The sequence below is a fragment of the Streptomyces africanus genome, from assembly GCF_030816955.1.
GTDB lineage: Bacteria > Actinomycetota > Actinomycetes > Streptomycetales > Streptomycetaceae > Streptomyces > Streptomyces africanus.
Map to the genome: position 1 here is coordinate 7,638,111 of NZ_JAUSYP010000001.1, position 26,923 is coordinate 7,665,033.

Below are 26,923 nucleotides of genomic sequence, written 5' to 3' on the forward strand. Positions count from 1 at the left end.
GACGCTAGGCGGGAAACCCGACAGCCTCTGGCGTGATTTCCTTCAGTTCTCCCTCCTCCAGCAGCAGCCAGCGCGTGATGCCGATCGACTCCAGGAACGGCAGGTCGTGACTGGCCACGATCAGTGCCCCCTCGTACGACTCCAGGGCCGTGGTCAGCTGCCGCACGCTCGCCATGTCGAGGTTGTTGGTCGGCTCGTCCAGCATGAGCAACTGCGGCGCGGGCTCGGCCAGCATCAGGGCGGCCAGCGCCGCCCGGAAGCGTTCGCCGCCGGACAGCGTCGCCGCCTTCTGGTCGGCACGGGCGCCCCGGAACAGGAAGCGGGCCAGCCGCGCCCGGACCCGGTTGTTGGTGGCGCCCGGCGCGAACCGGGCCACGTTCTCGGCGACGGTCAGCTCCCCGTCGAGGACGTCGAGCCGCTGCGGCAGGAACCGCAGCGGGACGTGCGCCGTCACCTCGCCCGACTCCGGAGCGAGCTCCCCGCTGATGGTGCGCAGCAGCGTCGTCTTGCCCGCGCCGTTGCGCCCGATCAGCGCGACCCGCTCGGGTCCGCGCAGGTCGAAACCGCCGTCCACACGGGCGCCGTACCGGAGCCGGAGATCCAGCAGGGTCAGGACGGTACGTCCCGGCGGCACGGCCGTGTACGGCAGGTCGACACGGATCTCGTCGTCGTCCCGTACGGCGTCCACCGCCTCGTCCAGCCGCTCCCTGGCCTCGGCGAGCTTCTCCTCGTGCATGATCCGGTGCTTGCCCGCGGACTCCTGCGCCGCGCGCTTGCGCGCCCCCATGACGATCTTCGGCTCGCGTTTCTGGTCCCACATCTTCTGCCCGTACCGCTTGCGGCGGGCCAGCTTCATCTGGGCGTCGGCCAGTTCGCGCTTCTGCTTGCGGAAGTCCGCCTCGGCGACGCGCACCATGCGCTCGGCCGCGTCCTGTTCGATCGCGAGGGCCTCCTCGTAGTCGGAGTAGTTGCCGCCGTACCAGCTGATCTCCCCGGAGCGCAGATCCGCGATCTGGTCGACGAGGTCCAGCAGTTCCCGGTCGTGGCTGACGACGACCATCACGCCCGGCCAGGACTCCACGGCCGCGTACAGCCGCCTGCGGGCGTACAGGTCGAGGTTGTTGGTCGGCTCGTCCAGCAGCAGCACGTCGGGCCGGCGCAGCAGCAGCGACGCCAGCCGCAGCAGCACCGACTCGCCGCCCGACACCTCGCCGATGGTGCGGTCCAACTCGACGTGACCGAGGCCGAGTTCGCCGAGGGTGGCCAGGGCGCGTTCCTCCACGTCCCAGTCGTCGCCGACGGTCTCGAAGTGCGCCTCGGAGACGTCGCCCGCCTCGATGGCGTGCAGGGCGGCCCGCTGGTCGGCGATGCCGAGCGCCTCGTCGACGCGCAGGGTGGTGTCGAGCGTGACGTTCTGCGGGAGGTATCCGACCTCGCCGGCCACGCGGACGGTGCCGTCGGCCGGGGCGAGTTCCCCGGCGATGAGCTTCAACAGGGTGGATTTTCCGGACCCGTTGACGCCGACCAGGCCGGTCCGGCCCGGGCCGAAGGCCACGTCGAGGCCCTCGAAGACGGGGGTGCCGTCGGGCCAGGTGAAGGCGAGGGAGGTGACGGTGATGGAAGTAGGCATGCGGGCCTCTTTCGCGGTTGCTCGATGTGGTCAGGGGCAAACGCGTATCGAGACACCTGCGACCAGGGAGGAGGGGCTCCAGGGGCAGAAATGAAGCCCTGCACCGGAGGACGGCTCGAACGCCGAGGTCGCACGCAGCGCACACACCAGAGGTGGGTGACGCGGTGTCTCAGGACCTCAGACGAGCAACGTCCTTCTCCAATCGGCGGCAACAGGACGCTGAACAACGTACGAGGGGGCGTCGGGCCTGTCAACGGATTAACGTGAGACCCGATCTCCCGCCCCGAGGAGGACCCGTGCCCGACGGCCCGCTCTCGCTGCCGGCCCGGCTCTGCCTGCTGGCCTGGGCCCCCGCGCGGCCGCCGGGCACCGGCACCGCCCAGCTGTCCGGCCCGGTACGGGCCGGCGCCCTCACCGAGCTGGCCCGGCACGGCCTGCTCGTCGACGAGGACGGCATCGCCACGCCGGTCGACCTGGACTCCCGCACGGGTGACGCGGTCCTCGACGGGCTGCTGGACCTCGTCCGCGAGTCGTGCCCGCACCGCTGGCGGACCTGGGTGACGCTGCGATCGCGGGTGACCCTCGACGCGGTGCGGGAGCAGCTGGTGGCCCAGGGGTATCTGCGGGCGGAGAAGAAGCGGGTCCTCGGGGTGTTCCCGTCCGTGGAGTACGCGCTGGAGCGCGTCGCCGCCGCGGAGGCGCTGCGGGAGGAGACACGTCGGACGCTCCGAGGACCGCGGCCGGTCGCCCAGGTCTCCGAGCGGGACGCGGCGGTCGCGACGCTGGCCGCCTCGGCGGAACTGGTCCCCGCAGAGGACGCCGGCGCTCACGAGCGGCGCGTACGGGAACTGGCGGAGCGCGCCGTGGCGTCTGCGCCCGGGCTCGCGGAGATCGTCGGCGAGATCCGCACGGCCCTGGCCGCGACGGCGACGGCTCTGCCCTGACCCACTTCCACGCCGGATCCCTGCCCGGGGCCGTCGACCCGGGGGATCACTCGGCGCGCGTCAGCTCAGCACGCGTCCCGCATCAGCTCCGCCAGGTCGTGGTCCAGATCCAGCTGGAGGTGTTCCAGACCGACCGGCACCAGCTCGCTCGTGGCCTCCAGGAACCGGCGCACCTCACCGGAACGGACGTGCACGACGGCCGTGCCCTCGGGGGCGTGGAACTCCAGCACCGTGCGGTCGTACCCGTACGGCCGCACCCGCACGTCGCCGTGGCCCTCGGCGTTCTTGAGGCCCGCGGCGAGCAGCTCGCGGGAGAAGGTCCAGCAGACCTCGACGCCCTCCAGCGTGGCCGGGGCCGGGAAGGTCATACGGACGGCGAACGGATCACGTCGGTCGTAGTGGAGCGTCGCGGGAATGTTCGGCATACGCGGCGCGGCGGCGACGAGGCGGGCCTCCACGGGCTGCTCGATGACGATGGACAACGCCTTGCTCCCTTGTGACGGCTGGACGGGACACTTCCGGGCGGATGAGGCCGGGCACTGGAAGAGACGACGGAATCAGCCAATCCGTGCACACGAAGTGCGAGTGACCTCTGTCACCGCGTTCATGCACGAGAGTGACGTGACTCTCCTCCTGTGCCCCCCAGGGCACTTGTGGCCCCACCCGGGCGACCGGGAGCACGGGCGAGGCCGTCTGGACGGCGCCCTGGGGGTGGGCTAGCTTCGCCGGCCATGAGGCGCTTGGGGAGCACGCGACGGACGGGACGGACACGGAGCAGGGCGACCGGAGTGGCGGCGGGCGCGGCGGCACTGGTCGCCCTCGCGGCCCTGACCGCCGTACCGGCGCAGGCGCACGAGCCGGAACGCCGGGTGCCGCACTGGGAACTCAAGGACACCGGCACCCCGGACGTACGGTTCCGCGGCCTGGCCGCCGTCAGCCGGAACACCGCCTGGCTCGCCGGGACCGGCGGCACGGTCCTGCGCACCACCGACGGCGGCACCACCTGGCGAAACGTCTCGCCGCCGGGCGCGGCGGAGTTGCAGTTCCGGGACGTCGAGGCGTTCGACGCGCGCCGGGCCGTGGTCCTGGCCATCGGCGAGGGCGAGGCGTCCCGCGTGTACCGCACCGACGACGGCGGGGCGACCTGGACGGAGTCCTTCCGCAACACCGACCCGAAGGCCTTCTACGACTGCCTCACCTTCTTCGACCGCCGCCACGGCCTCGCGATGAGCGACCCGGTGGACGGGAAGTTCCGCATCCTGTCGACCCGCGACGGCGGCCGGTCGTGGAAGGTGCTGCCGAGCGAGGGCATGCCGGCCGCGCAGGAGGGCGAGGCCGGATTCGCCGCGAGCGGCCAGTGTCTGGTCAGCTCCGGCCCGAAGGACGTCTGGCTCGCCACCGGCGGGGCCGCGCACGCGCGCGTGCTGCACTCCGCCGACCGGGGACGCACCTGGACGGCCACCGCCGCGCCCCTCCCGGCGGGCGACCCGGCCCGCGGTGTCTTCGCGCTGGCCTTCCGCGACCGCGCCCACGGTCTCGCCGTCGGCGGCGACTTCACCGCCGGCCGGCCCTCGCCGAACGCCGCCGCGCACACCGGCGACGGCGGCCGCACCTGGCGCCCCGCCGGCACGCCCCCGCCCGCCTACCGCTCCGGCGTCGCCTGGCTCCCGCACAGCCGCACCGCCGCCCTCGCCGTCGGCCCCACCGGCACCGACCTCACCACGGACGGCGGCCGCAGCTGGCGCACGGTCGACACCGGCTCCTACGACACCGTCGACTGCACCCCGGACCAAGGGTGCTGGGCCGCCGGCGAGAAGGGGCGGGTTGCCCGCCTGGAGCATTGAGCGCGCGGTATGCCCTGATTGTTGGCAGTGTGGGTACTCGTTCACTGAAGGCGAAAGGAAGTGAGCGGTCATGCCACGCGGTTCGAGCTCCAAGCGGGAGCGCCAGTACGAGCACATCAAGAAGAGCGCGCAGGACCGGGGCGAGAGCACCGGCCGCGCCAAGGAGATCGCCTCGCGGACGGTCAACAAGGAACGCGCCCGCTCCGGCGAGTCGAAGACGGCCAGCCGCACCTCGACGAAGGACATGTCCTCCGGCAAGCGCGGCGGCCAGCGGTCGGGCCAGGGCTCCCAGGGCCCCACCTACGACCAGCTGTACCAGGAGGCCAAGCGCCGCGGCGTCGAGGGCCGTTCCAACATGAACAAGAGCCAGCTCCAGCGCGCGCTGGGCAAGTAGTCCGCACGCCCCCCCCGAAGGCCGGCGGGACTCCCGGGTTCCGCCGGCCTTCGAGCTGCTCAGAGGCTCGGCAGCGCAGGGTTCTCAGCAGCCCCGAGGATCAGCAGCCCATAGGCTCAGGGGCATCATGACGACGACCGTACGCACCCCCGAGGACTGGCCCGCCACCGAGGAGCAGGCCCGCGCCGTCCAGGACGGACTGCGTGAACGTGTGATCTTCGACGAAGCCGGGCCGCCGCCCGGAACGGGCCGTGTGACGGGGGTCGACGTCGCGTACGACGACGAGCGCGATGTCGTCGCGGCCGCCGCCGTCGTCCTGGACGCGTCGAGCCTCGACGTCGTCGCCGAGGCCACGGCGGTGGGCCGGGTCTCCTTCCCCTACGTGCCCGGACTGCTCGCCTTCCGCGAGCTCCCCGCGGTCCTCGCCGCCCTCGACGCCCTGCCGTGCCCGCCCGGGCTGGTCGTCTGCGACGGCTACGGCCTCGCCCACCCCCGCCGCTTCGGCCTCGCCAGCCACCTCGGCGTCCTGACCGGGCTGCCCACGATCGGCGTCGCCAAGAACCCGTTCACCTTCACCTACGACGACCCGGACACCCCGCGTGGCAGTACGTCCGCGCTGCTCGCCGGCTCCGAGGAGGTCGGCCGCGCCCTGCGCACGCGCGACGGCGTGAAGCCCGTCTTCGTCTCCGTCGGCCACCGCGTGACTCTTTCGAACGCCTGCGCCCACACCCTCGCGCTGACCCCCGACTACCGCCTCCCGGAGACCACGCGCAGGGCGGACGCGCTGTGCCGGACGGCGTTGCGGGAGACCTATTCCGCCTGACCGGCCACGCTCCAGTGGCCCACCTCGCGGTACTCCGAGTCGTAGATGACCGACCCGTCCCCGGGCCGGAGCGCGTAGTGGCGCAGGTTGCCGCCCCAGTACCTGAGGATCCGGCCCAGCTCGCCCGCCGGGTCCTCGGCCAACGCCGCGTCGTCCATGCTGACTTCGAGAAGGAACTTCATGCCTTCAATGGTTTCATTGAACTCCTTGTTGGCACTTTTCGAGCTGTCACCAGGAGCGGGCGGCGGAAAGCCTCAAACCGGGGGAGGGGTCGGGGGCGGGGCCGGGGGACGGGCCTGCCCACGGCGGGGCGGCAGATCTGAGTACCGGCTCTGAGTACCCGTACGGATGCCCGGCCCCCACCCCCGTCGGCAGGCTGGGGCGCATGACAACGCACCGCGCCCCCAAGCCTGTTGCCGGCCCGACCCAGACCGTCGAGCGGGCCGTCACCATAGGGCTGATCCTCGCCGTGCTGGCGGGGCTCGGCTGGATCGCCGGGATGATCTACACCATCGCCGAGTGGCCGCTGTAGGACCGTCAGCAGGACCTTCAGCGGGTCGACGCCACGCGGAAGCGGATGCCCGCCGCGCGCAGCCGGCCGATCAGCGCGTCGCCCATCGCCACCGCCGTGGTGACCTGCCCGGCGGTCTTCGGAAGGTCGTCGAAGGCCAGGCACAGTGCCGACTCGGCGAGCATCTTCGCCGTCTCGTCGTAGCCGGGATCGCCGCCCGAGACCTCCGTGAACACCCGCCGGCCGCCGCCCTCGCCCACGAAGCGCAGGGAGAACCAGCTCTTCGCCCGCTTCTCGGGGCTCGGCCCGTCCCCGGGCCTGAGCCGGCCCGACAACCAGCGCCGCGCCGGCGGCACCTGGGCCGCCGCCACCAGCGCGCCGACGGCCGCGACACCGCCCACCGCGACGGGCAGACGCCGGACGGCAGCGTACTGCCGGTAGCGGAAGTCGGGTCCGTACCGGTCGAGGGCCGACGCCGACCGCCGCACGATCTGCGGGTCGATCGTCGGCATCGGCAGCGCCCACGCGCCCACCTCCTTGGCGAACCGCGGCGCACCCGCCGGCGCCGACGCCCGCCGGCCCACCAGCCGCGGCTCGTGCCGCCGTCGGTCCCGTGCGGCCGCCGCCATCTCCCGCTGCCGCGCGAACTGGTTGAGGGCGGAGGCGAAGGTCCCGCCCGAGAACGCCGCGTCGGCGGTCACGAAGCCCTCCACGGTCAGCGGCACGTCCTCGGGCAGCTGCTGCACGGTGAAGTACACGCCCAGGTCGTGCGGAATCGAGTCGAAGCCCGCGGCGTGCACCAGCCGTGCGCCGGTCTCCCGCGCGCGTGCGTCGTGCTTGACGTACATCAGGTCCACGAACTCGGGCTCGCCGCAGAGGTCGAGGTAGTCGGTCCCGGTGTCCGCGCAGGCGGCGACGAGTTCCTCGCCGTACGTCACGTACGGGCCGACCGTCGTGGCCACCACGCGCGCGTGCTCGGCGAGGGCGCGCACCGACGCCGGGTCGGAGACGTCCGCCCGCAGCACCCCGACCTCCGTGCCGCCGGGCAGCCGCTCCCGCAGCCGCTCCAGCTTCTCCGTGCTGCGGCCCGCGATCGCCCACCGCAGCCCCTCGGGCGCGTGGGCCGCGAGGTACTCGGCGGTGAGCGCTCCGGCGAAACTCGTCGCTCCGAAGAGCACGATGTCGTACGGACGGTCCGTTTTCAGCCTGCTCATGACACCCCTCGGTCGTGCAGCCCGTGCCGCTGTCGGTGGCCGAGGCTAGCGTGAGGAGTGCGGAGCGCGACGACGGGCCCGGCTGACGGCGGAACTGGACGGGAGCCGACCCGTCGGGCAGATTGCTAAGCGCTTGCTCGTTCAGCTCTTGTGAAGAGTGGAACGTGTTCTTAGCATCACTGGTGTTACATCGGTTGTGTCACAGCACTGGGGGCTGGATGGCCACGGCAAGGACGCCAGGACAGGGCCCGCTCACCGGCGTGCGCGTCGTCGAGCTGGCCGGCATCGGGCCCGGCCCGTTCGCCGCCATGCTCCTGGCCGACCTCGGCGCCGACGTCGTGCGCGTGGACCGACCCGGCGGCCCCGGCCTCGCGATCGACCCGGCGTACGACGTCACCAACCGCAACAAGCGCTCGGTGGTCGTCGACCTGAAGGCCCCGGACGGGCCGGACCAGGTGCTCGACCTGGCCGCCCGCGCCGACGTCCTGGTCGAGGGCTACCGCCCCGGTGTCGCCGAGCGCCTCGGCGTCGGCCCCGAGCCCTGCCACGCCCGCAACCCGGCCCTCGTCTACGGCCGGATGACCGGCTGGGGCCAGGACGGCCCGCTCGCCGACCGCGCCGGGCACGACATCGCGTACCTCGCCCCCACCGGCGCGCTCGGCATGATCGGCCGCCCGGACGAGCCGCCGCCGGTCCCGGCCAACCTGCTCGGCGACTACGCGGGCGGCTCCCTCTACCTCGTCGTGGGCGTCCTCGCCGCCCTGCACCACGCGCGGGCGACCGGCACCGGCCAGGTCGTCGACGCCGCCATCGTCGACGGCGTCTCCCACCTCGCCACGATGATCCACGGCATGCTCGCCGCCGGCGGCTGGCAGGACCGCCGCGGCGCCAACCTCCTGGACGGCGGCTGCCCGTACTACGGGACGTACGAGACGGCCGACGGCCGGTACATGGCCGTCGGCGCCCTGGAGCCGCGGTTCTACGCGGAGTTCCTCGCCCTCCTCGGCATCGAGGACCAGGCCGCCGCCCGCAAGGACGTCACCCGGTGGAGTGAACTGCGCGAACAGGTCGCCGCCCGTTTCAAGACCCGGACCAGGGACGAGTGGACGGCCGTCTTCGACGGCACCGACGCGTGCGTGGCGCCCGTGCTGTCGCTGCGCGAGGCCCCGCACCACCCGCACCTGGCCGCCCGCGGCACCTTCACCGACCACGGCGGCATCACCCAGCCCGCCCCGGCCCCCCGCTTCTCCGCGACCCCGACCACCGTCCGCACCGGCCCGGCCCGGCCGGGCGCCGACACGGCGGACGTCGCCCGGGACTGGGACGTCCCCGGGCTCCTCCCGTCGTCCCGCACCCCTCAGTGAAAGGCCTCCTCGTGAGCACCGAAGCGTATGTGTACGACGCGATCCGCACTCCGCGCGGGCGCGGCAAGGCCAGCGGCGCGCTGCACGGCACCAAGCCCATCGACCTGGTCGTCGGACTCATCCACGAGATCCGCGCCCGCTTCCCGGACCTGGACCCGGCCGCCGTCGACGACATCGTGCTCGGGGTCGTCGGCCCCCGTCGGCGACCAGGGCTCCGACATCGCCCGGATCGCCGCCATCGCCGCGGGGCTGCCCGACACGGTGGCCGGTGTGCAGGAGAACCGCTTCTGTGCCTCGGGTCTGGAGGCCGTCAACCTGGCGGCCGCCAAGGTCCGTTCGGGCTGGGAGGACCTCGTCCTCGCCGGCGGCGTCGAATCGATGTCCCGGGTGCCGATGGCCTCGGACGGCGGCGCCTGGTTCAACGACCCGATGACCAACCTCCAGGTCAACTTCGTGCCGCAGGGCATCGGCGCCGACCTGATCGCCACCATCGAGGGCTTCTCGCGGCGCGACGTCGACGAGTACGCGGCCCTCTCCCAGGAGCGCGCGGCCACCGCCTGGAAGGAGGGCCGCTTCGACAAGTCCGTCGTCCCGGTGAAGGACCGCAGCGGCCTCGTCGTCCTCGACCACGACGAGCACCTGCGCCCCGGCACCACCGCCGACTCCCTCGCGGGGCTGAAGCCGTCCTTCGCGGACATCGGCGAACTCGGCGGCTTCGACGCGGTCGCGCTCCAGCAGTACCACTGGGTGGAGAAGATCGACCACGTCCACCACGCGGGCAACTCCTCCGGCATCGTGGACGGCGCCTCGCTCGTCGCGATCGGCTCGAAGGAGGTCGGCGAGCGCTACGGCCTCACGCCCCGCGCGCGGATCGTCTCCGCCGCCGTCTCCGGCTCCGAGCCCACCATCATGCTCACCGGCCCCGCCCCCGCCACCCGCAAGGCCCTCGCCAAGGCCGGGCTCACCATCGACGACATCGACCTCGTCGAGATCAACGAGGCGTTCGCGGCGGTCGTACTGCGCTTCGTGAAGGACATGGGCCTGTCTCTGGACAAGGTCAACGTCAACGGCGGCGCGATCGCGCTCGGCCACCCCCTCGGCGCGACCGGCGCGATGATCCTCGGCACCCTCGTCGACGAACTGGAGCGCCAGGACAAGCGCTACGGCCTCGCCACGCTGTGCGTCGGCGGCGGCATGGGCGTCGCGACCATCGTCGAGCGCATCTGACCCCCTCCCGACGGATCACACGGAGCACCTCCACATGAGCACTGAGTCCACCACCATCCGCTGGGAACAGGACCGCACCGGCCTCGTCACCCTGGTCATCGACGACCCGAACCAGTCCGCGAACACCATGAACCAGGCGTTCCGCGACTCGCTCGCCGCCGTCACCGACCGCCTGGAGGCCGAGAAGGACACCATCCGGGGCGTCATCATCACCTCCGCGAAGAAGACCTTCTTCGCCGGCGGCGACCTGCGCGACCTGATCCGCGTCACGCCGGAGACGGCCCAGGAACTGTTCGACGGCGGCATGGCCATCAAGCGGAACCTGCGCCGCATCGAGACACTCGGCAAGCCGGTCGTCGCGGCTCTCAACGGCGCGGCCCTCGGCGGCGGTTACGAGATCGCCCTGGCCTGCCATCACCGCATCGCCCTCGACGCGCCCGGCTCCAAGATCGGCTGCCCCGAGGTCACCCTCGGCCTGCTGCCCGGAGGCGGCGGCGTCGTCCGCACCGTCCGCCTGCTCGGCATCGCCGACGCCCTGCTGAAGGTCCTCCTCCAGGGCACCCAGTACAACCCGCGCCGCGCCCTGGAGAACGGCCTCGTCGACGACGTGGCCACCACCCAGGAGGAACTCCTCGAAAAGGCCCGCGCCTTCATCGACGCCCACCCCGAGTCGCAGCAGCCCTGGGACAAGCCGGGGTACAAGATCCCGGGCGGCACCCCGGCCAACCCCAAGTTCGCGGCGAACCTGCCCGCCTTCCCGGCCAGCTTGCGCAAGCAGACGAACGGCGCCCCCTACCCGGCCCCTCGCAACATCCTCGCCGCCGCCGTCGAGGGCTCCCAGGTCGACTTCGAGACCGCCCAGGTCATCGAGGCCCGCTACTTCGTGGAACTCGCGGCCGGGCAGACCTCGAAGAACATGATCCAGGCGTTCTTCTTCGACCTCCAGGCGGTCAACTCCGGCGCCAACCGCCCCCAGGGCATCGAGCCCCGCAAGGTCCGCAAGGTCGCCGTCCTCGGCGCCGGGATGATGGGCGCCGGCATCGCCTACTCCTGCGCCCGCGCCGGCATCGACGTCGTCCTGAAGGACGTCTCCCTGGAGGCGGCTCTCAAGGGCAAGGGCTACTCCGAGAAGCTGTGCGCCAAGGCCGTCGCCAAGGGCCGTACGACGCAGGAGAAGGCGGACGCGCTGCTCGCCCGCATCACCCCCACCGCCGAGGTGCGGGACCTGACCGGCTGCGACGCCGTCATCGAGGCCGTCTTCGAGGACACGTCCCTCAAGCACAAGGTGTTCCAGGAGATCCAGGGTGTCGTGGCGCCCGACGCGCTGCTGTGCTCCAACACCTCCACCCTGCCCATCACGGCGCTCGCCGAGGGCGTGGAGCGCCAGGGCGACTTCATCGGCCTGCACTTCTTCTCGCCCGTCGACAAGATGCCGCTCGTCGAGATCATCAAGGGCGAGCGCACGGGCCAGGAGGCCCTGGCCCGCGCCTTCGACCTGGTCCGGCAGATCAACAAGACCCCGATCGTCGTCAACGACTCGCGCGGCTTCTTCACCTCCCGCGTCATCGGGCACTTCATCAACGAGGGCGTCGCCATGGTCGGCGAGGGCATCGAGCCGGCGTCGGTCGAGCAGGCCGCCGCCCAGGCGGGCTACCCGGCCAAGGTCCTCTCCCTCATGGACGAGCTGACGCTGACCCTGCCCCGCAAGATCCGGGCCGAGACCAAGCGGGCCGTGGAGGAGGCGGGCGGCACCTGGACGGCCCACCCCGCCGAGGCCGTCATCGACCGCATGGTCGACGAGTTCGGCCGCACGGGCCGCAGCGGCGGTGCGGGTTTCTACGACTACGGGGACGACGGCAAGCGCACCGGACTCTGGCCGGGCCTGCGGGAGCACTTCACCAAGGCCGGGTACCGGATCCCGTTCGAGGACATGCAGGAGCGCATGCTGTTCTCCGAGGCGCTGGACACCGTCCGGCTGCTGGAGGAAGGCGTGCTGACCTCCGTCGCCGACGCCAACATCGGCTCCATCTTCGGCATCGGCTTCCCCGGCTGGACCGGCGGCGTGCTCCAGTACATCAACGGCTACGAGGGCGGCCTGCCCGGGTTCGTGGCACGCGCGCGTGAACTCGCCGAGCGCTACGGCGACCGGTTCACGCCGCCCGCGCTGCTGGTGGAGAAGGCCGAGAAGGGGGAGCGGTTCAGCGACTCAGCGTGACTCTTCCGAGGGCTCGGAGAGCCACTCGCCGAGCTCTTCCTTCAGCGACCGCTGAAAGGCGGTGAGGAGCGCCTGCACCACCAAGGGGTGCATGTGCGCCGACAGGGACCGCACGTCCCGCGCGTCCCGCTCGGCCACCTCACCGCGGAAGAGCCGGGAGAGTTCACGGGCCGCGGCGCGCGCGTGCTCGGTGAGAACCGTGCGCGCCGCGAAGATCGCCTCCGGGGAGAGCGGCACGTCCAGCAGCCCGACACCCAGCCGGAGCAGACCGAGATCGGCCTCGTACCCGCCGTCGGCGGGCCGGAGCACGCCCATCGCGACGAGCCGCTCGACGTCCTCGTCGCCGAGCGGCCGCCCGGCCCGCCGCTGAAGCTCCGCCCGCGTGACCATCTCCACGGCGTCCGGCGCCCAGGAGGCCACCACCGCCCGGTGCACGGCGAGGTCGCGCGGGCTCAGGTCCGGCGGCAACCGGCGCAGATAGCGCTCGATGCCCGCCAGCGTCATGCCCTGGTGCTGCAACTCCTCGATCAGCGCCAGCCGGGCCAGATGCTCCCGCCCGTAGTGCCCCACGCGCCGGGGACCGAGCACCGGCGGCGGCAGCAGGCCCTTCGTGCCGTAGAAGCGGACCGTGCGCACCGTGACACCGGCCCGGGCCGCCAGTTCGTCGATCGTGAGGGTCGGTTCCTCGGTGTCGGTCGTCATGTGCAGCAGTATCGCTGTCTCACCAGTGCTGTGAAACCTCGTCCGCACCCCCGCATGACCCTGACGTGAACGACGGGTGGCGGCGGTGCCGCTCCCTGGTGGACCTTGTGAAAAGTCACGCTGTGTGACGCCGGTCACCGTGTGCGAGCGGATCGGTGTGGGAAGGTGCTGGCTTGGTCTGTGCCGCGTCACAAGGGTGGTACGGGCCATCGCACTGTACGGACCCCGGGCCCACGATGTCCGGGGCGATCCAGAGAGTGGAACCACCCGTGAGCAAGGACGCCGTGAACACGGCTGCGGCCACGCCGCGTACCGATGCGGCCCAGGTGCCCGCGGACGCGGGCGACGCCGGCTACAGCAAGGACCTCAAGGCCCGCCACGTCAACATGATCGCCATCGGCGGGGCCATCGGCACCGGCCTCTTCCTCGGCGCCGGCGGCCGCCTCCACGACGCGGGCCCGGCGCTGGCGATCGCCTACCTGGTCTGCGGAATCTTCGCCTTCTTCGTGGTCAGGGCCCTCGGCGAACTCGTCCTCTACCGCCCCTCCTCGGGCTCCTTCGTGTCCTACGCGCGCGAGTTCCTCGGCGAGAAGGGCGCCTACGTCGCCGGCTGGATGTACTTCCTGAACTGGTCGACCACCGGCATCGCCGACATCACCGCGATCGCCCTCTACACGCACTACTGGAGCCTGTTCACCGACATCCCGCAGTGGGTGCTCGCGCTGGCCGCCCTCGCGGTCGTGCTGGCGGTGAACCTGATCTCGGTGAAGATCTTCGGCGAGATGGAGTTCTGGTTCGCGATCATCAAGGTCGCGACGCTCGTCGGCTTCATGTTCATCGGCATCTTCCTCCTCGCCACCCAGCACGAGGTGGGCGGCCAGACCCCGGGCCTGAGCGTCATCACCGACAACGGCGGCGTCCTCCCGCACGGCATGATGCCCGTCGTCCTGGTCATGCAGGGCGTGATCTTCGCGTACGCCGCGCTGGAGCTGGTCGGTGTCGCCGCGGGCGAGACCGCCGAGCCGGAGAAGGTCGTCCCGCGCGCGGTGAACTCGATCATGTGGCGGGTCGGCCTGTTCTACGTCGGCTCGGTCGTCCTGCTGGCTCTCCTGCTCCCCGGCTCGGTCTACTCGGCCGACCAGAGCCCCTTCGTCACGGTCCTGTCGAAGATCGGCGTACCGGCGGCGGGCGACGTGATGAACCTGGTGGTCCTGACGGCGGCGATGTCCTCGCTGAACTCGGGCCTGTACTCCACGGGCCGCATCCTGCGCTCGATGGCGATGGCCGGCTCCGCGCCGAAGTTCACCGCCCGCATGAACCGCAGCCAGGTTCCCTACGGCGGCATCCTGCTGACCTGCGCGGTGTGCGTCCTCGGCGTCGGCCTGAACTTCCTGGTCCCGGCCCAGGCCTTCGAGATCGTGCTGAACGTCGCCTCACTCGGCATCATCAGCACCTGGGTGATCATCATGATCTGCCACCTCGTCTTCGTCCGCCGCGCCAGGGCGGGCCTGGTCGAGCGGCCTTCCTTCCGGCTCCCCGGCAGCCCGGTCACGGAGATCACCACGATCGCCTTCCTGCTGGCCTGCCTCGGCATGATGTGGAACGACCCCGAGGTCGGCCGCAAGACGCTCCTGCTCATCCCGGTGATCGCGGCCATGCTGGTCGCGGGCTGGTTCGGCATCCGCCGCCGGGTGTCGCAGACGGCCGACCAGGAGCTGTCGCAGTTCACGAAGTAGCAGGCCGGGGGCCACTGTCAGTGGCAGCGCATACGGTGGCGTCATGTCGGGGATCACGTACGTCCGGGGTGACGCCACCGTTCCGTCGGTGAAGGGCGTCAAGGTCATCGCCCATGTCTGCAACGACATCGGGGGCTGGGGCAAGGGCTTCGTCCTGGCGATATCGCGCCGCTGGCCCGAGCCGGAGGCGGCGTACCGGGCCTGGCACCGGGGCCGCGCGGGGAACGACTTCGGGCTCGGCGCGGTGCAGTTCGTGCAGGTCGAGCGGCACGTGTGGGTGGCCAACATGATCGGCCAGCGCGGCACCAAGACCGGCAGCAAGGGCGTCCCCGTCCGCTACGAGGCGATCGACACGGCGCTGGAGGCCCTGGCCGCGCGGGCCGGTGAACTGGGCGCGACCGTCCACATGCCCCGGATCGGCTGCGGCCTCGCCGGCGGCAAGTGGTCGCGGGTCGAACCGCTGATCGAGGAGCGGCTCATACGGCGGGGGATACCGGTGACGGTGTACGACCACGGGGACTGACCGGCCCCGTCTCAGTCCGGGCCGTCCCTGTCGAACGATGGCCGCCTCGCCCGCTCCCAGGGCGCGCACGGTGTCCAGCTCCAGTGCGTGCAGCGCGGAGGGCAGTGGCTGCATGCCGTACGCCGCGGACTCCTCCGCGTCCCGGAACCCCAGCGCGACGACGTCCCCGTCCCGCACCAGCGGGCCCCGGCCCTCCAGGCCGGCCGGCACGCGCGGGCCGCGCCCGGTGGCGAGGGCGAGTTCCATGGAGGCCATCGCCGCCGAGCACGACGGGGAACCGGCCGTCGTCGAGGACACCGCCGACGGTGTCGGCCAGTGCGGTGGAGTACGCGGCGATGCCGCCGGGGTTTCAGGACGCCGGTGTCCGGGTCCGGCTCCGGGCTGTACGGGGTGGTTCGACGCGGCCCGCCGGTACCGCCCCACCGCAGACCGAGGGACGGCGTTCAGCAGGCCAGGTGCCTGCGCGACTGGGCGGGCGTTGCGCACCTCGGCGCGACGAGGTACCGCTGCGCCCACCCGTGCCGCCCTGGGGGTACCTCCCAGGCCCTCAAGGCACTGGGGGAGGCACGACTGCCCGCAGCCAAGCGTGACAACGCACCTCAGCGCCCGTGCTCCGCGCCCGCGTGCTCGTGCACCCCGTTCGTCGCCCCGATCTTCTTCCACGACCTCGGCTGCGGCACAGCCCCCGCCCCCTTCGCCACCGCCGCGGCCCGGGCCGCCGGCACCCCCGGCTTCGACGGCTGGTACAGCCACGTGTCGAACAGGGCGGCCAGGGGCTTGCCCGACACCTCCTCGGCGTACCGCTGGAAGTCGGCGACCGACGCGTTGCCGTGGGCGTACTTCCGCGGCCAGCCCTGGAGGACCGCGAAGAACGCCTCGTCACCGATCTCGTTGCGCAGCGCCTGGACGGCCAGCGCGCCCCGGTCGTACACCGCGATGTCGAACTGGTTCTCCGGCCCCGGATCCCCGGGCTTCACCGTCCAGAACGGGTCGTCGGCGGGGTGCGAGGCGTACACGTAGTCGGCGAGTTCCTGCGCCGTGCCCTCGCCCTCGTGCTCGGACCACAGCCACTGCGCGTACCGCGCGAAGCCCTCGTTGATCCAGATGTCCTTCCAGCGCTTGAGCGACACGTCGTCCCCGTACCACTGGTGCGCCAGCTCATGGACGACGAGGGAGACGTTCGACCCGTTCGCGAACTGCCGCGGGCTGTAGTACGGCCGGGTCTGGGTCTCCAGCGCGTAACCGGTGGTGGTGTTCGGCACGTATCCGCCGAGCGCGCTGTAGGGGTACGGCCCGAAGTAGCCGGACAGCCAGTCGGCGACCTCCCCGGTCCGTTCGATGCTCGCCCGCGCCGCGCCGGCGTGTTCGCCCAGGTCCTCGCTGTAGGCGTTGAGGACCGGGATGCCGCTCTCGGTCGTGCCGGTCGTGATGTCGAACTTCCCGACCGCGAGCGTGGCGAGGTACGTGGTCTGCGGCTTGTCGGAGCGCCAGTTCCAGCGGGTCCAGCCCAGGCGCGAACTCTTCGACTGGAGCGTGCCGTTGGAGATGGCCTGCGTGCCGTCCGGGACCTGCACGGACACGTCGTAGGTGGCCTTGTCGAGCGGGTGGTCGTTGCTCGGGAACCACCAGGCCGCCGCCTCGGGCTCGTTCGCCGCGACGCCCCCGTCCGGTGTGCGGTGCCAGCTGGTGAAGCCGTACGCCTTCTTCGACGACGGCACGCCGCGGTAGCGCACGACGACGGTGACGGGTGTGCCCTTGGCCAGCGGGGTCCTCGGCGTGATCTCCAGCTCGTGCTCGCCCGACGTCCGCAGCGACGCCTTCGCGCCGTTGACCCGCACCTCGCCGACGTCCAGCAGGAAGTCCAGGTTGAAGCTGGACAGGTCCTGTGTGGTGCGGGCCACGAGGGTCGCCGTGCCCTCGAGTTCGTCCGTGGCCGGCTGGTACTTCAGCCTGAGGTCGTAGTGGGAGACGTCGTATCCGCCGTTGCCGTAGGCCGGGTAGTAGGGGTCACCGATACCCGGTGCGCCGGGGGAGTGGGGCGCGGCCGATGCCGGGATCGCCAGCAGGAGAACGGCCGCGGCGAGGGCTCCCGGCGCGATGATTCTGCGGTGCACGAAAAACTCCAAGTCGTAGGGTCCCGAAGTCTGTCCGGAGCCTATTGGCTCCCGGTGCCCCTGATCATGTCCATGGCCCCTGATGTCACACGATCGCCATTCGGCCGACATGAGACACCCGACCCAAGGGTCCGTCCCGGACACGCCGGTCCGTCAGTTGCCCCCTTCTGAACAGGACTTCACCGATGTAGCGTCCGCCGCATGCCGAAACGCACGCGCTTCACGACCTGGAGACCGCTCGCGACGGTGGCCACGGCCGCCCTGATGGCCACACTGCTCACCCCGGCCGCGGCAGAAGCCGCCCCGGGGGAGAGCCGGCCCGTCCACTCGTACGAGAACGCCATCCGCGAGGCCGTCTGGGTGGACACCGGACTCGACGGCGACCGTGACGGGAAGGCCGACCGGGTCGCCGTGGACATCGTCCGCCCCCGCGAACCCGCCCGGCAGGGCCGCAAGGTCCCCGTCATCATGGACGCCAGCCCGTACTACTCCTGCTGCGGGCGCGGCAACGAGAGCCAGAAGAAGACGTACGACGCGAACGGCGACGTCGTACAGATGCCGCTGTTCTACGACAACTACTTCGTGCCGCGCGGCTACGCCTTCGTCGGCGTCGACCTGGCCGGAACCAATCGCTCCGACGGTTGCGTCGACGTCGGCGGCCGCTCCGACATCCAGTCCGCGAAGGCCGTCGTCGACTGGCTCAACGGCCGCGCCAAGGCCTACACCACCCGCACGGGCACGACCCGCGCCAAGGCCGCCTGGACCAACGGCCGCACCGGCATGATCGGCAAGAGCTGGGACGGCACCATCGCCAACGGCGTCGCCGCGACCGGTGTCGAGGGACTGAAGACCATCGTCCCGATCAGCGCCATCTCCTCCTGGTACGACTACTACTTCCAGCAGGGCGCCCCGCTGTACGACTCCGGCCCCGAATGGCTGTCGGACTACGTCGACAGCCCCGACGCCCGCGCCAAGTGCGCCGCCGTGCAGCGCAGGCTCGTCGACGGAGCCCCGCGCACCGGCGACTGGACCTCGCTGTGGACCGAGCGCGACTACGTCAGGGCCGCACGGAAGGTCAAGGCCAGCGTCTTCCTCGTGCACGGCATGCAGGACCTCAACGTGCGTATGAAGCACGTCGGCCAGTGGTGGGACGCCCTCGCGAAGAACGGCGTGGAGCGCAAGATCTGGCTGTCCCAGACGGGCCACGTCGACCCCTTCGACTTCCGCCGTGGTGCCTGGGTCGAGACGCTGCACCGCTGGTTCGACCACGAACTCATGGGCTACGACAACGGCATCGACCGCGAACCCGTGGCCGACATCGAACGCGCGCCCGACCAGTGGACCACCTCCAGCACCTGGCCGCCGAGCGGCACCCGCGCCGCCACCCTGCGCCCCGGCCGGGGCGCCCAGGCCGGCGTCGGCACCCTCGGCCTGCACCGCGGCCGCGGCACCGAGACCTTCACGGACGACCCGGAGCTGAGCGAGACCGACTGGGCCGCGCAGATCGACAAGTCGACACCGGAGAAGGCCGGTTTCGTCACCCGGCCGCTCAGCCGCGACCTGCGTCTGTCCGGCTCCTCCGAGGTCGCCGTCACCGCGACACCCTCCACCCCGACGGCCCACCTCTCCGCCGTCCTCGTGGACATCGGCCCCGCCACCATCCGCGACTACGCCGACGCGGGCGAGGGCATCACCACCCTCACCGACCGCACCTGCTGGGGCGCGAGCACCGCCGGCGACAGCTCCTGCTTCAAGGAGACGAAGGCCAAGACCGCCGACGTGGACTACACGATCGTCAGCCGCGGTTGGGCCGACCTCGGCAACCACGCCTCCGACCAGAAGGGCGCTCCGCTCACCCCGGGCAAGCGGTACACGATCACCCTCGACCTGGCCGCGACCGACCACGTCGTCCCCGAAGGCCACCGCCTGGCGCTGATCGTCGCGGGCACCGACAAGGACCTCACCGACCCTCCCGCGGACAAGCCCAGGCTGATCCTCGACCTGTCCCGCACCTCGGCGCGCGTCCCGTTCGTCGGCGGAGCCACCGCCTTCGCCCGCGCCACCACGGGCGCCGCGTCCGCCACGCCCGACGCCACGCTCCTGGACGGCGTACGGGATCCGCGTACCGCCCACCGCGTCCCGGAGGGAAGCCAGTGACCCGCGCCACGACCCGAGTCCGTGCCCTGACCCTGACCGCCGCGGCCGTCGCCGCGTCCCTGGTCGCCGTCCCGGCCCGGGCCGCCACCGACTCCCCGCCCCGCACCGGCTTCGAGCAGACGAACGGCGCCCGCTGGACCACCCAGCCCGAGGAACAGGACTTCCTCAACACCGTCGACCGGTCGAGCAGCCGCGTCTCCATGACCCGCTTCGGCACGACGAAGCAGGGCCGCCCGCTGCAACTCGTACGGATCGGCACCCGTCCGACCCCCAACAAGGTCCTGCTCGTGTGCAGCCAGCACGGCGACGAACCCTCCGGCCGTGAGGCCTGTCTGACCACCGTCCGCGACCTCGCGTACGCCCGTGACAGCCGCACCCGGCGCTTCCTGGACCGCACCACGGTCCTCGTCGTGCCCACCGCCAACCCCGACGGCCGGGCCGCCGACACGCGGGGCAACAGCGACGGCGTCGACATCAACCGCGACCACCTCGCGCTCCGGACCGCCGAAGGCCGGGCGCTGGCCGGGCTCGTCCGCGACCAGGGCCCCGACCTCGTCTACGACCTGCACGAGTACGGCGCCACACCCCCGTACTACGACAAGGACCTCTTCGACCTGTGGCCGCGCAACCTCAACACCCACGAGGCGGTCCACGACGAGGCGAAGACCCTCTCCGAGAAGTACGTCCGCCCCGCGGCCCAGCGGGCCGGACACTCGACCGGCACCTACGGCATCTGGACCGACCCGGAGACCGGTGAGCCGGTGAAGCAGGTCGCCGGAGACGGACAGGAGCGCATTTTGCGCAACATGTCCGGCATCAAACATGGCATCGGACTGCTCATCGAGAGCCGCGTGGACCCGCTCACCGAGGCCGAGAAGGCGGACGAGGCGCTGAACAACCGCCGCCGCGTCACCTCTCAACTGGACGGGCTCAAGGGCCTGTTCGGATACACCGACCAGCGGCGCGGTGCGGTCGAGGCGGCGACGGGCAGGGCCCGGCTCGCGGGCTACGCCACCTCCGGCCCCGTCTACCTGGGTGGCGCGGACAACGACGCGCCCGAACCGGCCGAGGTGATCCAGAACCCGCCCTGCGGCTACCGGCTCACGGCCGCGCAGTACGCCGAGGTGGGAGACGAACTCGCGCTGCACGGAGTGCGCGTACGCCGGGACGCGCACGGCGCGTTCGTACCGCTGCGCCAGCCTCTGCGGGCGCTCGTGCCACTGCTGCTCGACGAGCGCGGAACGTACCACCTGACGGCAGGAGAACCGGAAGCGCAATGTTGAGGGGGGTGAAATTACGCCACACGTGGTAGGGGCGTACGGAGGACTTACGTTCCTCCTACGTTCCGATGAAAGGTGCCGCCTGTGACGCACGACCGACCAAGTGAGAGCGATCACCAAGAAGGGGCCGCGCTTCCGGGTTCGGAAGCGGGCCTCCCCGGTCAGGAACGCCCCAGAACCGACCGCATTGTCTTCGGGGTCACGGCCGTGCTCACCCTCGCCTTCGTGGTCTGGGGAGCTGCGGCGACCGACTCGCTCGAAGACGTCTCCACCAGCATGCTCGGCGGGCTGATGCACAACGGCGGCTGGGCGTTCATGCTCGCCGCCTCCGCCTTCGTCGTGTTCGCCCTCTGGCTCGCGGCCAGCCGCTACGGCCGTATCCACCTCGGGGCCGAGGGCGAGGAGCCCGAGTTCCGCACGGTGTCCTGGGTCGCGATGATGTTCAGCGCCGGCATGGGCATCGGCCTGATGTTCTACGGCGTGAGCGAGCCGTTGTCGCACTACTCGACGGCCCCGCCGGGCACCGACCCGGCCGACTCCGGTGAGCGCATGGAGACGGCCATGGCCACCACCCTGTTCCACTGGACGCTCCACCCGTGGGCGATCTACGCCGTGGTGGGCCTCGCCATCGCCTACAGCACCTTCCGCAGGCGGCGCCGCCAGACCATCAGTGCCGTGTTCACACCGCTGATCGGCACGAAGAACGCCAACGGCGGCATCGGCCGGGCCATCGACGTTCTCGCGATCATCGCGACCGTCTTCGGCTCTGCCGCCTCGCTGGGCCTCGGCGCGCTCCAGATCGGCTCCGGTGTGCAGGAGCTGAACTGGATGGACAAGGTGAGCACCGGGCTGCTCGTCGCCATCATCGCGGTGCTGACCCTGGCCTTCGTCGCGTCCGCGATCTCGGGTGTGGAGAAGGGCATCCAGTGGCTGTCCAACACGAACATGGTGCTGGCGCTGGTGCTCGCCGTGTTCGTGTTCGTGGCGGGTCCGACGATCATCGTCCTGGACCTGCTGCCCACGTCCGTGTTCGCCTACCTCGGCGACCTGCCCCAGCTGGCCGGCCGTACGGAGGCCAGCGGCGGGGAGGGTGTCGCGGACTGGCTGTCCAGCTGGACCGTCTTCTACTGGGCGTGGTGGATCTCCTGGACGCCGTTCGTGGGCATGTTCATCGCCCGCATCAGCCGGGGCCGCACGATCCGGCAGTTCGTCGGCGGTGTCATCCTCGTGCCCAGCACGGTCAGCCTGATCTGGTTCGCGGTCTTCGGCGGCTCGGCGATGAAGATGCAGGAGCAGGGCAGGCTCGGCAAGGAGGCGACCCCGGAGGGCCAGCTCTTCGACGTGCTCCAGCAGTTCCCGTGGGCCACCGCCACGAGCCTGCTCGTGATGATCCTCGTCGGCATCTTCTTCGTGTCGGGCGCCGACGCGGCGTCGATCGTCATGGGCACCCTGTCGCAGAAGGGCGCGCTCGAACCGGGCCGTCTGGTCGTGGTGTTCTGGGGCGTCGTCACCGGCGCGGTGGCCGCGATCATGCTCCTGGTCGGCAGCGGCCAGGGCGACGCGCTGACGGGCCTGCAGAACCTCACGATCCTCGCGGCGGCGCCATTCGTCGTCGTGATGGTCTTCATGTGCGTGGCCCTCATGCGCGACCTGCGCCGCGACCCGGTGATGGTGCGCGAACAGATGGGCTCCGAGGCGGTGGAACAGGCCGTCATCGAAGGCCACAAGAAGTACGACGGCGAGTTCGAGTTCCGCGTCGGCCCGGGCCGCGGCCCGGACGTCGAGGGCGACCCCATCGGCAAGCACTGACCCGGCCGCCCCCTCCGGTTCAGCCTGACGCCCCCGGCCGCCATCGGCCGGGGGCGTCAGGGTCGGACAGCCCCTACACCGCGGGCACCGCACAGGACTTTCCAGACACCCCCTAGCCGACCAGCCGGGCCGCCTCCTCCGCACATCCCCAGGCCACGGTCACGCCCGCGCCGCCGTGGCCGTAGTTGTGGATCAACAGGCGGCCGTCCGGCAGGGTGTCGCGCTCCAGGCGGACGGCCGGGCGGGTGGGGCGCAGTCCCACCCGGTGTTCCAGTACCCGAGCCCCGGCGATCTCCGGCCGCAGCGCCGCGCAGCGGCGGATGATCGCCTCGGCCGTCGCGGGGTCCGGCTCCAGCGACCACGCGTCCTCCTCCGCCGTACCGCCGAGGACGAGCCCGCCCGGCTGCGGGAACATGTACGCGTACTCGCCGGCCGCGTCGGTGGAGACCAGCCAGGTGTCGATCCCCGGGTTCTCCACGACGACCAACTGCCCGCGCACGGGCCGCACGGACGGATCCGGCACCAGCTCCCGCGCGGCGAGCCCCGTGCAGTTGACCACGACCGGCGCGTCGGCCTCCGCGAGCCCGGACACCGTACGAGCCTCGACCACACCGCCCGCCGCCGCCAACCGCTCCCGCAGCCAGGGCAGATGAACCGGCATGTCGATGAGCGGCAACCGCGCCCGGACCCCCGCCCCCGCGTACTCCGCGGCCGTGGTCGCCCGCAGCTCCGGCACCCGCTCCGTCAGCCACCCGTCGACCTCGTCGAGACGCGTCTCGCCCAGTACCCCGTCGACCAGGCGCACGCCGCCCGCCCCGGACCCGGCGGCCAGCTCCTCGTACACCTCCAGCGACCGCAGCGCCCACACCCGCGCCAGCGCGAGCGGCTCGATCCGGTACGGCCACCACAACGCCCCCGCAACCGCCGAGGTGGTCCCCTCGACGCGGTCCCGCGTCCACACCCGTACCCGCCGCCCCCGCTCGGCGAGAACCACCGCGGTCGTCAGCCCGACCACCCCGCCACCGACCACCACGATCTCGTCACCGCGCTCACCAGCCATGCCCGGACCGTAGCGGAATGTGCCATGCCGTGCTCACATCACGCCCGGTGTGGGAATACTCACCGTATGTGTGCCGAGTACACGACCTTCGGCCTGGCACCCGCGATGCGGGCCGGCGGAGTCCTCACCGACGGTGGTTACCAGGTCCACCGGGACTTCGTGGACTTCATCGTCGACGGACGCCCGCTGCTGTTCCGGCTCTCCGACCTCGACGCGGTCTCCCCGCTCGCCTCCGACGTACCACCCGCGATCTTCACCGCGCAGGTCCGCAGCCTGCTCCTGGAGAGCCCGGCACCGCTGCCCGGCGGCCGCTACGTCGTCTATGGGTGCCCCGAGTGCGAGGACCTGGCCTGCGGCGCCGTCACCGCCGTCATCCAGCCGGACGGCGAGGACGTCATCTGGCGGGACTTCGCCTGGCAGACCGACGAACACGCCGACCTGGAGCTCAACGGCTACCACGGCATCGGCCCGTTCCGCTTCCGCGGCGCCGAGTACCGCGCCGCGCTGAGCGCCCTGCTGGGCGGCTCCGCCCCGGACCCCCGCCGCCGCGTCCTGCTGATCGGCGCCCGCGTCGCCGTCCTGGCCAAGCTCGCCGCGGCGCTCCGCACCATCGGCGTCGGCGCCGACATCGCCCACGACGCCGACCACGTGCCCGCCGACGAACTGCGCGCCTACGGCGCCGTCGCCTTCGCGCCCGGGACCGGCGAGCAGCAACGTGCCGCCGTCCGCCGCGCCTTCGAACGCGCCGAGGTCCCCGTCGCCCGCGTCGACGGTCTCGCCCCGATCGTCCCCCTCCTCGTCGCGCAGATCGAACACGCCCTGGACCGCAGCCCGCTGGAGCAGCGCCGCCTCACCGGCCTGGCCGTCACCGATGGCGAAGCCGACATCGAGATCACCTCCGCCTGCCGGGTCACCCTCGCCGCGTACCGCCTCGACCGGTTCTCCCGCACCCGCACCCACGAGATCTTCGACGGCGTCCTGGAACCGGGCCGCCACCGCATCGCTCTCGACGCCAAGGCGGTCAAGGGACCGTCCTTCGTCGTGGCGCGCACGTCCGGAGGTGTCCTGGTGACGGCCGTCACCCACTGAGGGCCCATTAGGATCTGCACTCTGATGACTGCCACCCTCGTCGCCAAGAACCTCGCCGCCGGCCACGGCGACCGCTCCCTGTTCACCGGACTCGACCTCGTCGTCGCGCCCGGCGACGTGATCGGCCTGGTCGGAGCCAACGGCGCCGGCAAGTCCACCCTGCTCAGGATGCTCGCCGGACTCACCACCCCCGAGCAGGGCGAGCTGCGCCTGTCCCCGCCGGCCGCCACCGTCGGCCACCTGCCGCAGGAGCCGGACCGCCGCCCCGGCGAGACCGTACGGGCGTTCCTGTCCCGCCGCACCGGCGTCGCCGAGGCCCAGCGGCTCATGGACGAGGCGACCCAGGCCCTGGTCGACGGGGCGCCCGGCGCCGACGACGCCTACGCCACGAGCCTGGAGCGCTGGCTCGGACTCGGCGGCGCCGACCTCGACGAACGCGCCGAGGAGGTCGCCGACTCCCTGGGTCTCGCGGTCGATCTGGACCAGCTGATGACGTCGCTGTCCGGCGGCCAGGCCGCCCGCGCCGGCCTCGCTTCCCTGCTCCTGTCCCGCTACGACGTCTTCCTCCTCGACGAGCCCACCAACGACCTCGACCTGGACGGCCTGGAGCGCCTCGAACGCTTCGTGAGCGGCCTGCGCGCCGGGACGGTGGTCGTCAGCCACGACCGCGAGTTCCTCACCCGCACGGTCACCAAGGTCCTCGAACTCGACCTCGCCCAGCGGCAGATCAACCTCTACGGCGGTGGCTACGAGGCCTATCTGGAGGAGCGGGAGGTCGCGCGCCGGCACGCCCGCGACGAGTTCGAGGAGTACGCCGACAAGAAGGCGGCCCTCCAGGACCGCGCGCAGACGCAGCGCTCCTGGATGGACAAGGGCGTGAAGAACGCGCGCCGCAAGGCGGGCAACGACAACGACAAGATCGGCCGCAAGTTCCGCAGCGAGGCCAGCGAGAAACAGGCCGCGAAGGCGCGGCAGACCCAGCGCATGATCGAGCGGCTGGACGTCGTCGAGGAGCCCCGCAAGGAGTGGGAACTGCGCATGGAGATCGCGTCGGCCCCGCGCTCGGGCGCCGTCGTCGCGACCCTGCGGGACGCCGAGGTGCGCCGCGGCGGCTTCGTCCTCGGCCCGGTGTCCCTCCAGATCGACTGGGCGGACCGGGTGGCGGTGACGGGCGCGAACGGCGCCGGCAAGTCCACCCTGCTCGCCGCCCTGCTCGGCCGCGTCCCGCTCGACGCCGGGCACGCGGCCCTCGGCTCGGGCGTCCTGCTCGGCGAGGTCGACCAGGCCCGGAAGCTGTTCCACGGCCAGGAGCCCTTGATGGACGCCTTCCGCGCGGCCGTCCCGGACACCGAACCGGCCGAGGTACGCACCCTCCTGGCCAAGTTCGGCCTCAAGTCGCACCACGTCCTGCGCCCCGCGGCGACCCTCTCCCCGGGCGAGCGCACCCGAGCGGCCCTGGCGCTGCTCCAGGGCCGCGGCGTCAACCTCCTGGTCCTCGACGAGCCGACCAACCACCTCGACCTGCCCGCCATCGAGCAGTTGGAGTCCGCGCTCGACTCCTACGAGGGCACCCTCCTGCTGGTCACCCACGACCGCCGCATGCTCGACGCCGTGCGCGTCACCCGCCGCATCGAGGTGGCGGACGGCAAGGTGACCGAGCGCTAACGGGCCGTCAGGCGGCGGGCCAGCTGGGGGTAGTCGACGACGTACCCCTCCTCGTCGAACTCCAGATCGCTGCGGAAGTCACCGGAGGCGTACCGGACCCGCCCGGGTCCGAGATGCGTGTACGTCTGGCGGGACGGCCGCACCGCCAGGTCCGGCACCGACACCCAGGCCATCAGGAACTCCCGTTCGCCGGGCGCCTGATGCAGCCCGTGCCGGAGCACCGGCATGGTGTTGGTGAGCGGGCACAGCCCCAGATCGCAGTCGAGGGCGCCGTCGACGCCGGGCAGCGGCTCGCCGTCCGCGGTCCATCCGCCCCGGCCGTCGTGCCGCAGGTCCAGCGTGCGGCTGCCGTCGGCGGACTCGGCCGTCACCCGCAGCCGACGGGTCACGAAGCCCTCGGTGGTGTCGAGTTCGTATGTGACCCAGTACGGCTCCGGATCGGTCCCGACGACCCGCCCGCGTGCCTGCATCACGCCGTCCCCAAGCTCGACCCAGGCGGTCTCGACCCCCCGGCTGGCGGACACTTCCCAGGTGATGACACGCGCAGCAGACATGCCGGCCACTCTAAAACTGAAAGGGCGCGAAGCGCCCCTTTTCAGGGGCGCGGGGAACTGCGCGACCA

Annotated in this window: 22 protein-coding genes and 1 pseudogene; 15 read left to right on the forward strand and 8 right to left on the reverse strand. The window is 71.8% G+C overall.

The features are described from left to right. Window positions 1–4: 4 nt before the first annotated feature. Window positions 5–1,630, reverse strand: coding sequence for an ABC-F family ATP-binding cassette domain-containing protein (locus QF034_RS35045; protein WP_307178689.1), 1,626 nt, complete (start codon window positions 1,628–1,630; stop codon window positions 5–7). Window positions 1,631–1,926: 296 nt separating this feature from the next. Between QF034_RS35045 and QF034_RS35050 the strand changes: the two genes are divergently transcribed. Then, entirely contained in the window at window positions 1,927–2,574 is a 648-nt protein-coding gene (locus tag QF034_RS35050; protein ID WP_307178690.1) for a GOLPH3/VPS74 family protein, read from the forward strand. Window positions 2,575–2,639: 65 nt separating this feature from the next. Here the strand turns inward: QF034_RS35050 and ssgD are convergent, their stop codons facing one another. Further along, window positions 2,640–3,056, reverse strand: coding sequence for a spore wall synthesis regulator SsgD (gene ssgD / locus QF034_RS35055; protein ID WP_307178691.1), 417 nt, complete (start codon window positions 3,054–3,056; stop codon window positions 2,640–2,642). Between the two features lie 249 nt (window positions 3,057–3,305). Between ssgD and QF034_RS35060 the strand changes: the two genes are divergently transcribed. From QF034_RS35060 to QF034_RS35070, 3 genes are all read left to right on the forward strand, one after another. Then, on the forward strand, window positions 3,306–4,418 hold the full coding sequence (locus tag QF034_RS35060) for a WD40/YVTN/BNR-like repeat-containing protein (protein WP_307178692.1): 1,113 nt from the start codon (window positions 3,306–3,308) through the stop codon (window positions 4,416–4,418). A 70-nt stretch (window positions 4,419–4,488) separates the two neighbouring features. Next, entirely contained in the window at window positions 4,489–4,812 is a 324-nt protein-coding gene (locus QF034_RS35065) for a hypothetical protein (RefSeq protein WP_010042867.1), read from the forward strand. 127 nt (window positions 4,813–4,939) lie between these two features. Further along, complete coding sequence (locus QF034_RS35070; RefSeq protein WP_307178693.1) at window positions 4,940–5,635, forward strand: endonuclease V; 696 nt, start codon at window positions 4,940–4,942, stop codon at window positions 5,633–5,635. Here the strand turns inward: QF034_RS35070 and QF034_RS35075 are convergent. Next, window positions 5,623–5,817, reverse strand: coding sequence for a hypothetical protein (locus tag QF034_RS35075; RefSeq protein ID WP_020271765.1), 195 nt, complete (start codon window positions 5,815–5,817; stop codon window positions 5,623–5,625). The two genes, QF034_RS35070 and QF034_RS35075, sit on opposite strands and share 13 nt — an antisense overlap. A 203-nt stretch (window positions 5,818–6,020) precedes the next feature. On the opposite strand from QF034_RS35075, the gene mmpA reads away from it, so the two are divergent. Continuing rightward, window positions 6,021–6,167, forward strand: a complete 147-nt coding sequence (gene mmpA / locus QF034_RS35080; RefSeq protein ID WP_010042861.1) for a morphogenic membrane protein MmpA — start codon at window positions 6,021–6,023, stop codon at window positions 6,165–6,167. Window positions 6,168–6,184: 17 nt separating this feature from the next. Here mmpA and QF034_RS35085 read toward each other — a convergent pair whose 3' ends face one another. Beyond that, a complete protein-coding gene (locus tag QF034_RS35085) occupies window positions 6,185–7,360 on the reverse strand; it encodes a saccharopine dehydrogenase family protein (RefSeq protein ID WP_307178694.1) in 1,176 nt (391 codons plus the stop codon). Between the two features lie 218 nt (window positions 7,361–7,578). On the opposite strand from QF034_RS35085, the gene QF034_RS35090 reads away from it, so the two are divergent. The 3 genes and pseudogenes from QF034_RS35090 (at window position 7,579) to QF034_RS35100 (ending at window position 12,166) form a co-directional block, all read left to right on the forward strand. Next, complete coding sequence (locus QF034_RS35090) at window positions 7,579–8,724, forward strand: CaiB/BaiF CoA transferase family protein (protein ID WP_307178695.1); 1,146 nt, start codon at window positions 7,579–7,581, stop codon at window positions 8,722–8,724. An 11-nt stretch (window positions 8,725–8,735) separates the two neighbouring features. Beyond that, window positions 8,736–9,951: pseudogene (locus QF034_RS35095) on the forward strand (acetyl-CoA C-acetyltransferase). Between the two features lie 34 nt (window positions 9,952–9,985). Next, window positions 9,986–12,166, forward strand: coding sequence for a 3-hydroxyacyl-CoA dehydrogenase NAD-binding domain-containing protein (locus QF034_RS35100; protein ID WP_307178696.1), 2,181 nt, complete (start codon window positions 9,986–9,988; stop codon window positions 12,164–12,166). Here the strand turns inward: QF034_RS35100 and QF034_RS35105 are convergent. Next, window positions 12,158–12,868, reverse strand: coding sequence for a MerR family transcriptional regulator (locus QF034_RS35105; RefSeq protein ID WP_307178697.1), 711 nt, complete (start codon window positions 12,866–12,868; stop codon window positions 12,158–12,160). The genes QF034_RS35100 and QF034_RS35105 overlap by 9 nt on opposite strands. Before the next feature lie 269 nt (window positions 12,869–13,137). Here QF034_RS35105 and QF034_RS35110 point away from each other — a divergent pair, with 269 nt between their 5' ends. Together QF034_RS35110 and QF034_RS35115 are read left to right on the forward strand one after the other, a co-directional pair. Then, window positions 13,138–14,604 carry an amino acid permease gene (locus QF034_RS35110; protein WP_307178698.1) on the forward strand — a complete coding sequence of 489 codons (1,467 nt, stop codon included), beginning with the start codon at window positions 13,138–13,140 and terminating at the stop codon, window positions 14,602–14,604. Window positions 14,605–14,647: 43 nt separating this feature from the next. Beyond that, entirely contained in the window at window positions 14,648–15,127 is a 480-nt protein-coding gene (locus tag QF034_RS35115; protein WP_307178699.1) for a macro domain-containing protein, read from the forward strand. A 599-nt stretch (window positions 15,128–15,726) separates the two neighbouring features. Here the strand turns inward: QF034_RS35115 and QF034_RS35120 are convergent. After that, complete coding sequence (locus QF034_RS35120; RefSeq protein WP_307178700.1) at window positions 15,727–17,241, reverse strand: M1 family metallopeptidase; 1,515 nt, start codon at window positions 17,239–17,241, stop codon at window positions 15,727–15,729. A gap of 201 nt (window positions 17,242–17,442) precedes the next feature. Here QF034_RS35120 and QF034_RS35125 point away from each other — a divergent pair, with 201 nt between their 5' ends. The 3 genes from QF034_RS35125 to QF034_RS35135 all read left to right on the forward strand — a co-directional run bounded on the left by QF034_RS35125 (window position 17,443) and on the right by QF034_RS35135 (window position 22,487). Continuing rightward, complete coding sequence (locus QF034_RS35125; protein WP_307178701.1) at window positions 17,443–19,398, forward strand: Xaa-Pro dipeptidyl-peptidase; 1,956 nt, start codon at window positions 17,443–17,445, stop codon at window positions 19,396–19,398. Next, window positions 19,395–20,681 carry a M14 family metallopeptidase gene (locus tag QF034_RS35130; RefSeq protein ID WP_307178702.1) on the forward strand — a complete coding sequence of 429 codons (1,287 nt, stop codon included), beginning with the start codon at window positions 19,395–19,397 and terminating at the stop codon, window positions 20,679–20,681. Before QF034_RS35125 ends, QF034_RS35130 begins: the two co-directional genes overlap by 4 nt. Before the next feature lie 81 nt (window positions 20,682–20,762). Further along, window positions 20,763–22,487 (forward strand): BCCT family transporter, encoded by a 1,725-nt coding sequence (locus QF034_RS35135; protein ID WP_307178703.1) that lies wholly within the window; start codon window positions 20,763–20,765, stop codon window positions 22,485–22,487. 112 nt (window positions 22,488–22,599) lie between these two features. Here the strand turns inward: QF034_RS35135 and QF034_RS35140 are convergent, their stop codons facing one another. Beyond that, window positions 22,600–23,547, reverse strand: a complete 948-nt coding sequence (locus QF034_RS35140; RefSeq protein ID WP_307178704.1) for an NAD(P)/FAD-dependent oxidoreductase — start codon at window positions 23,545–23,547, stop codon at window positions 22,600–22,602. Window positions 23,548–23,613: 66 nt separating this feature from the next. Between QF034_RS35140 and QF034_RS35145 the strand changes: the two genes are divergently transcribed. Both QF034_RS35145 and QF034_RS35150 read left to right on the forward strand, forming a co-directional pair. Further along, entirely contained in the window at window positions 23,614–24,636 is a 1,023-nt protein-coding gene (locus QF034_RS35145) for an oxidoreductase (RefSeq protein ID WP_307178705.1), read from the forward strand. Window positions 24,637–24,660: 24 nt separating this feature from the next. After that, window positions 24,661–26,301 carry an ABC-F family ATP-binding cassette domain-containing protein gene (locus QF034_RS35150; RefSeq protein ID WP_307178706.1) on the forward strand — a complete coding sequence of 547 codons (1,641 nt, stop codon included), beginning with the start codon at window positions 24,661–24,663 and terminating at the stop codon, window positions 26,299–26,301. Here the strand turns inward: QF034_RS35150 and QF034_RS35155 are convergent. Then, entirely contained in the window at window positions 26,298–26,855 is a 558-nt protein-coding gene (locus QF034_RS35155) for a putative glycolipid-binding domain-containing protein (RefSeq protein WP_307178707.1), read from the reverse strand. The genes QF034_RS35150 and QF034_RS35155 overlap by 4 nt on opposite strands. Window positions 26,856–26,923 lie beyond the last annotated feature (68 nt).